At 63.6% G+C, this 6,963-nt stretch carries 7 protein-coding genes and 1 pseudogene; 3 read left to right on the plus strand and 5 right to left on the minus strand.

What is annotated here, in order from left to right; genetic code table 11:
* From ACLP9N_RS22760 to ACLP9N_RS22770, 3 genes are all read left to right on the plus strand, one after another.
* Positions 1 to 981 (plus strand): acyl-CoA dehydrogenase family protein (locus ACLP9N_RS22760; RefSeq protein ID WP_442409513.1); only part of this gene is annotated, 981 nt, incomplete at its 5' end.
* The gene (locus ACLP9N_RS22765; protein WP_442409514.1) at positions 978 to 1,976 is read left to right on the plus strand and encodes an acyl-CoA dehydrogenase family protein; all 999 of its coding nucleotides are present in this window, start codon (positions 978 to 980) and stop codon (positions 1,974 to 1,976) included. The genes ACLP9N_RS22760 and ACLP9N_RS22765, both read left to right, overlap by 4 nt.
* A gap of 52 nt (positions 1,977 to 2,028) precedes the next feature.
* Positions 2,029 to 2,778 (plus strand): crotonase/enoyl-CoA hydratase family protein, encoded by a 750-nt coding sequence (locus tag ACLP9N_RS22770; RefSeq protein WP_442409519.1) that lies wholly within the window; start codon positions 2,029 to 2,031, stop codon positions 2,776 to 2,778.
* A gap of 52 nt (positions 2,779 to 2,830) precedes the next feature.
* Here ACLP9N_RS22770 and ACLP9N_RS22775 read toward each other — a convergent pair whose 3' ends face one another.
* From ACLP9N_RS22775 to ACLP9N_RS22795, 5 genes and pseudogenes are all read right to left on the minus strand, one after another.
* Positions 2,831 to 3,076, minus strand: a complete 246-nt coding sequence (locus ACLP9N_RS22775) for a fibronectin-binding protein (RefSeq protein WP_442409515.1) — start codon at positions 3,074 to 3,076, stop codon at positions 2,831 to 2,833.
* A 135-nt stretch (positions 3,077 to 3,211) separates the two neighbouring features.
* Positions 3,212 to 3,958: a hypothetical protein gene (locus tag ACLP9N_RS22780; RefSeq protein ID WP_442409516.1), complete on the minus strand. Its 747-nt coding sequence runs from the start codon at positions 3,956 to 3,958 to the stop codon at positions 3,212 to 3,214.
* Between the two features lies 1 nt (position 3,959).
* The gene (locus tag ACLP9N_RS22785) at positions 3,960 to 5,078 is read right to left on the minus strand and encodes a phosphotransferase family protein (RefSeq protein ID WP_442409517.1); all 1,119 of its coding nucleotides are present in this window, start codon (positions 5,076 to 5,078) and stop codon (positions 3,960 to 3,962) included.
* Positions 5,079 to 5,258: 180 nt separating this feature from the next.
* A complete protein-coding gene (locus ACLP9N_RS22790) occupies positions 5,259 to 6,305 on the minus strand; it encodes a DUF7064 domain-containing protein (RefSeq protein WP_442409518.1) in 1,047 nt (348 codons plus the stop codon).
* Positions 6,306 to 6,313: 8 nt separating this feature from the next.
* A pseudogene (locus tag ACLP9N_RS22795) lies at positions 6,314 to 6,963 on the minus strand (hypothetical protein); the annotation flags it as partial.

The raw sequence follows: 6,963 nt of genomic DNA on the forward strand, positions 1-6,963 counted from the left end.
TTCTCCCGCGAGCTTGCCGCTCGTGGGCTGATCGGTATCACGTGGCCGGTGGAGTTCGGGGGTGGTGGACTCGATGCCCGGTCACGCCTCGTTGTCACCGAAGAGTTGTTGCGTGCCGGAGCGCCGGTCGCAGCTCACTGGATAGCTGATCGTCAGATTGGTCCGGCCATTCTGCGCCACGGCAGTCATGAGCTGCAGACGGAGTTGCTGCCGGGCATCATCAGTGCTGACTTCATCTTCTGTCTGGGCATGAGTGAGCCCGAAGCCGGCTCGGATCTGGCCGCCGTGCGCACGATTGCCAAGAAGGTTGACGGGGTCTGGTCGGTCACCGGCCGCAAGACGTGGACCAGTAATGCACATCGTGCGACGCACGCCTACCTGTTGGCACGCACGGACTCCACTGGCCGCAAGCACGAAGGCCTGTCGGAATTTGTCGTAGACATGTCCACGCCCGGGATTGAGGTCTCGCCGATAACTGATATGGCAGGGGAGCACCATTTCAACGAGGTCACCTTCACCGATGTGTTCGTCCCGGCGCATCGGCTGCTCGGGACCGAGGGAAACGGTTGGCGCCAGGTGATCGAACAGCTTTCGTTCGAACGCGGTGGCCCTGAACGGGTGCTCAGCACCTATCCGCTCTTGGTCGAAGCGCTCGACCATCTCCGTCGCTCCTCCGACGAGCGTCACGATGTCGAACTCGGTGCGCTCGTCGCCCGCCTGGCCACGCTGCGGCGACAGTGCTGGGAGATCGCCAATGCTCTCGATGCCGGTCGCGCTCCCATCGTGGAGGCGGCGAGTTTGAAGTATCTGGGCACAGAGTTCGAGAACGACGTGATCGAGTTCGCGCGCCGAATAGGGCTGCCGACGTCACGGAAAGATCCACTCGCAGAAGCGCTTTTGGCCTCACCGGGGTTCACCATCAGGGGAGGGGCCTCAGATGTTCTGCTTTCCATTGTCGTGAAGAGCGAGACCAAGCCGTGAGTGAATTCGCCCGTGAATTGACCGACCTGATTGGGAATCTCGCCGAAGATGCCCGAGCAAAGATCGATGACGACACGGGTTCGGTGTGGGCTCAGGTCTGCGATCTGGGCCTCGCCGGAATCGGCATGCCTGAGGAAGAAGGGGGTTCGGGTGGGAGCCTGGCCGACCTGATGGTCGTTATTCAGGAGTTGGCGCGTGCCGCGGTGAGCACCCCGATCGTCGAGGCGTCGACGGCCGCGTACGCCGTCGGCGCCGCGCCCGGTGCGAGTTTCAACACGATCGTCGTCATGCCCGATGCGGATGCCTTGTCGAACGCCACGAGCTTCGCTCAAGTGCCGTTCGCCGATACGGCCACCGGGCTCGTCGTCGCGACAACCTCCAAGGTTGTGACCTTCCCGCTGGCGGGCGGGTCGGCCACCGTCGAGCCAGGGCACGACATTGCAGGCTTGCCGTATGGAGGTGTACGCCTTGACGATGCTTCTGTCGCGCACACAGCGGACGGACCTACCGCGCCCGAGGTCATCGACCGTCTGGCTCTGGCACGATCGGCCGCGCTGCTCGGTACTGCCTGGGGGGCATACGAACTCACCCGCAGGTATGTGACCGAGCGCGAGCAATTCGGTGCGCCGTTGATAAAGATTCCCGCGGTGTCGACGACTCTCGCGCAGATGGCCGTGCGGATCAAGTTCGCCCAGTCGGCAGTGGACCGCGCGACCACGGTGTGTGCGGACGACAAGACACCCGCCCTGCGGCGATTCGGCGCGGTGTCGGCGGCCCGCATTAGCACGGCCAATACGGCGACCCTGGTGGCGAGGAGCTCCCACCAACTACACGGTGCAGTGGGCATCACGGCCGAGTATGGCCTGCACCGCTACACCAGCAAGTTGTGGGCATTGCGGGACGCCGATGAATCCCAGTTCGCCTACTGCGGCCGGCTGGGGGCGACGGTTCGCTCGGAAGGCGAAATCCATCTATGGGAGTACGTCTCTGCTTAGCCGGAGGCGACACTGGCCAAACCTGAGGAGGCAGACAGTGACCGACACCGTCATGGTCGACACAGCGGATCGGATCATGGTGATCACGATCAACCGCCCGGAAGCAAAGAACGCGGTCGACAGCTCGGTCGCCACCGGCATCGCGGCGGCGATCGACGACCTGGAGGCCCGCGACGACCTCACCGCGGCCATCCTGACGGGTGTCGGCGGAACGTTCTGTGCCGGTATGGATCTCAAGGCATTCCTGCGGGGCGAGTCACCGTCCATCCCTGGCCGCGGCTTTGCCGGGCTCACCGAAAGTCCCCCGACAAAGCCTTTGATTGCGGCGGTGGAGGGCTGGGCGCTCGCCGGTGGCTGTGAACTGGCCTTGACCGCGGACATCGTGGTGGCGAGCACGGCCGCCAAATTCGGCTTGCCCGAAGTCAAACGAGGGCTGGTCGCCGCCGCGGGCGGACTGCTGAGGCTTCCGAAAGCGTTGCCGTACTCCCTGGCGATGTTGACAGCGTTGACGGGCGAACCGATCACTGCCCACGATGCCGAGCGCCACGGACTTGTCTCCGTGCTCGCTGAGCCGGGCCAGGCGTTGGCGATAGCGCGCGACGTCGCGACCAAGATCGCTGCCAACGGCCCGCTGGCTGTCAAGGCGACGAAGAAGATTCTCGCGCATCAGAGCAACTGGACCGATCTGCCGGCATTTGAGTGGCAGCGCGAAATTACCTCTCGGGTAAGGGAATCGGCCGACGCAAAGGAAGGCGCGTTGGCGTTCGCGGAGAAACGCCCACCACGGTGGCAGGGCAGATAGCCAATCCGCTCAACGATCTCGAAGCGAATGCGCCACCCGGGGGCGATGGCAGCTAACGTCCGCCGAGGTCGGCACCGGGTTGATTGGTGGGGCCTGGCCCGCCTGTCAATGCGTCGGGATCTTGCGTGAGATCAACGTCGTGATCGAGGTCAGGCATCATTGGGAACACACTGCAAGCGAACGGGACACCAGAGTGACACGGGTCGAAGCCGGGGTCGGCGCCGGCCGGTGCGGCAGGACAGAGGCCAGTCGTCATGGTGCCCAACAAGATGATCGCGGCCGCTTTCAAGACGGGCATAAACACTCCCTCTCGCTCCCGGCAGTGGCCGCGGGAACCCGCGGAGGCCGCAAGATCCAGTGCCCATTTCTCTGATAAACCAGTCAGTATATTGAGACGGAGAATCTCACACAACCCCGAAGCCGACCCTGAGGCCTAGGTAGGACTGGTTTCGCGACTGAGTGCCTCGTGAGTCTCACCGGCACCAAGTGTTTCACGGGCCTCGGAGTTGATGGCCTTGATGAGGCAGGTCGCGTTGACGACGAACAGGGCGACGAACACCGTGGTCGGTATCCAGAACACGAACACCCCATTCCAGGCGAACGGGCCGGATTTGAAGAACGGCAGGATGATCGCGGGCGTGAACATCAACTCGGCCCAAATGTTGAAATAGGCGAGCCAACGCGGAAACACCGGCTGCGGTCCCGGATCGGACAGGATCGCGAACGCAAATGCGAAGTACTGTGCCATGAACGGTATCCAGGGCATTACCAGCATGATCCAGCTCATGTCATTGAGCAGCAGGGTCGCATCGGGTGAACGGTCGGGACGGAACGCGGTAATGGCGAACATCAGCGCCGGCACCAAAAACGTCAGGCATGCGAACGCCCCGGCGGCCAGCTGTGCGTTGACTACGGTGGGATGCACGCCGGGGATGCGCCGCATCTGCCCGGAGATGACCGCGGTGAACCACACGTAGAACCCTGAGCTGAGGAAGATCAGCCCGGCGCCCAACCGGATTCCCGCGGCGTGGGCCTGGTAATGCGCCGCGACCTGCGCCGCCGACATGGATGGGGACAGGGGCGGCAGAAAACCGGCGGCGACAAAGCCGCCGAAGAACAGCAGCACGCAAATGATGCCGCTGTACGCGCAAATTCGCTGAAACGTCGCCTGAGCGTTCATGTCACTGGCCTCGATTGCCGATGAAGCTGGTAGTGGTTCCGGCGGGAGCCGGGAGGTCGAGGAGCTTCGCGACGAGCTGGCTTGCCGGATTGCTCTGCGCCATCGGGGAATCCGGCGGCAGCAGTCCGGCGCCGATCATCATGTGCGCGGCGCGGACCATCAGGATCGCCAGCCGGCTGCCGGCCATGACCTCGTAGTAGTCGAGGTCGCGCAGCGTGTGACCCGTCGCCCGTTCGTAATAGTCGATGGTTTCGCCGCGGTCGGGGATCCCTTCCGGCAACGGAAGGCCGACGCCTTCGGTGTGGTGGCGCGTCAAGAACAGCCACCAGCCAAGGTCTTGTTCGCGACTGGCCAGTTCCACCATCTCCCAGTCGAGCACACCCGCGGGGGCAAGGTCGTCGGAGAAGATGATATTGCCCACCCGTGCATCGCCCCAATTGAGGACCTTGGGTTCGTCGTGCTCGGGACGGTGCTCGTCCAACCAACGCAGCGCCGCCTCGATCGTCGGGTTCGGCTCGCCCTCGGCCGCCCACTCGAAGATGCCTCGCCATTGAGCCAGACCCGCGTCGAGGCCGCTGTGGTTCTCGCGTGTATCGAGGAACTCCAGCCCGAGTGCGCGCCAGTCGACGCTGTGGATCTGTGCCAGTACGTCGATGCTGTTGTGCCACATCTGACGTCGCTGTTCCGGCGTCAGGTCCAGCACCCATCCGGCGGCGGTGAACGGCGGGTCGTCGGCGGGGATGCGGCCGTCGATCCGCTGCATTACCAGAAATGGTGCGCCGAAGACGGACGGGTCGTCTTCGAAGAAGTACACCCGGGGCACCGGGACCGGCGAGTGATCGGCGAGCGCCCTGATGACGGTGGCTTCCTTCGCCAGGTCGTAGTTGGGAAACACGCCGGGCCCGTCGGGTTGCACACGGGCGACCATGCCCTGGGTCTGCTGACCATCGGCATCACGCCATTTCGCCGTGAAGAGAACCGTTTCATTGGAGAGTCCACCCGCGCCGGGCACGTGCACATCGGTCACAGTTATGTCCTGCGCGTCAGGCTGTTTCGACGCCAGCCAATCGGCGAGTCGCTTCGCGGCCAGCTCGGTGTCGATAATGTTCTTCAGGGCCATCGTCTGCTCCTTTTGCGTCAATGTGCCGACAAGACAAGGTATTTAGCGTGGGTTAGTCCGCTGACGCGATCACGCGCACTCGGGACAGGTGAGAAAGCCCGAGGGGTGAGACCGTTTGGGCGCATGCCGCCAGATGACGTCATAGCGAGGATTGTTGGCATTTCGGCACTTTCGCCCTTGTCATGATTGCGAGGTCGCCAACGCTCGGCGTTTCATCATCCGCTGGTATTTGTCGAACCACAGCTCTTGATACGTCGCGTGAGTGGTTCGGCCCTGTTCGTCGGTCCAGCGGTACACGCTGTCGTGAAACGAGGTGTTGGGCCAGGCCGGCAGTGACGCGCACGCGATCGCCTCACCCTGGAACCGGTAAACCTCCCCGTTTTCGTCCTGCGCGGTGATCTCCTGGCGGATCGGCAGGTGAATGCGTGGGTGATACTCGAAGACGTTGCGGCGCACCCAGTTGATCGATCGGGTCTGTCCACCGCGCTGAATCCAGGCGAAATGATGTGACGGGCGGTCCCCGACGTCGTACAGCCCAGCCCAGGCGGGGTTGGTGTCCAGCGGCTCGAAACTGATCTGGTTGAAGATGAGATCGGGGCCGAAATACATCGGTGACCAGCCCACGGGCGGAACCGGGACCGCGCCGCGGCGTTCCACCCGGATCTGACGCCAGGAGCGGTCCCGCGGGGCATAACAGTCGACCGGATAGGTCGTGCCGTCCAGCATCAATTCGCCGGTGACGCGCATGAACTGCTCGGTGCCGCCCGGTTCGCGGGCCACGTCGTGGTGGTCTTCCTCGCCTGGCATGACATGCCCCCGAGCCAGTAGCGGGGTCACGGCTTCGGCGACGACGTCGACGGAGGTGGCCCCGTCACCGCTGCGGTAGGTGATCCGCGCGGTCTGGCCCGGCTCAACGAAATCGATGGTCAGCCCGTTGTCGGTCGTGATCGTGGTGCCCTCGACGCGCGGCCAGGGCATCGTGACCTCGTAATCGAGGAAGGCGATATCGGTGTATTCGACATTGTCGGTGCCCTGGAAGATGCAGACGCCGCCTTGCGATAGCGGGAAGGCCGGCTGGTAGCGCACGTATAGGAATGCGCCGATCGCTGCTTCAGGTACGCAGAAGCCGAAGTAATGAGTGTGGATCAGGTGCGGATCCCACTGCTCTCCGGCCCCTGGCATCGGCAGCAGCAGGTCGGTGTCACCGGAATGTGTGGCAAGTGCCATGCCTGCTCCTAAGCGTTGACGGGGCTGGGGACAGCCGTCCGCGAGGGTGGCGCTGAGATCGCTTTGAGCTTCTGCCACAACGTCTCCGACTCCGGGTGTGCCAAGTCGCCACGACCCACAACGGACAGCCCGATGATCCACACCGAGAACAGCGCCAGCCCGAGCGTGACGAAGGACGCCAGGTAAGTCCAGACGAACGACACGTCCGCTTGGTTGAGCGCCGCCCACATGGGCCAGGCGGTGGCGCCGTTGGCGATGCCGTCGGCCATCGGGATGCACGCGATTATCGCGGGCAGCTTCCACGCCGCGTTGAGGTGCGGCCGGATGTGGAAGATCAACGCGCCGGCCACCATTGGCATCACCGGGTTGACGAATCCCCACCACAGCGGAAATCCCCAGATATTGAACGGCTGATGACCGTAATACAGGTAGGTCCCCGCAAGGATGCCAGGGCTTTCCAGGAAGATGTCGACGAGAAAGTCTGCCGCCCACAACAGAAGCAGATCACGCATCGTGACGCCGCGCTTGAACAGCTTGTAAGCCAGGTAGCCCAGCCCGCCGACGTACCAGGGGTAGACGAAACAGATATAAAGCGGCATCGTGCGATCCAGAATCGTGAACGTTCCCAGCGCACCCCGTTCCTTCAAGAACACCAAAC

The sequence above is a fragment of the Mycobacterium sp. genome, assembly GCF_052144515.1.
Taxonomy (GTDB): Bacteria; Actinomycetota; Actinomycetes; order Mycobacteriales; family Mycobacteriaceae; genus Mycobacterium.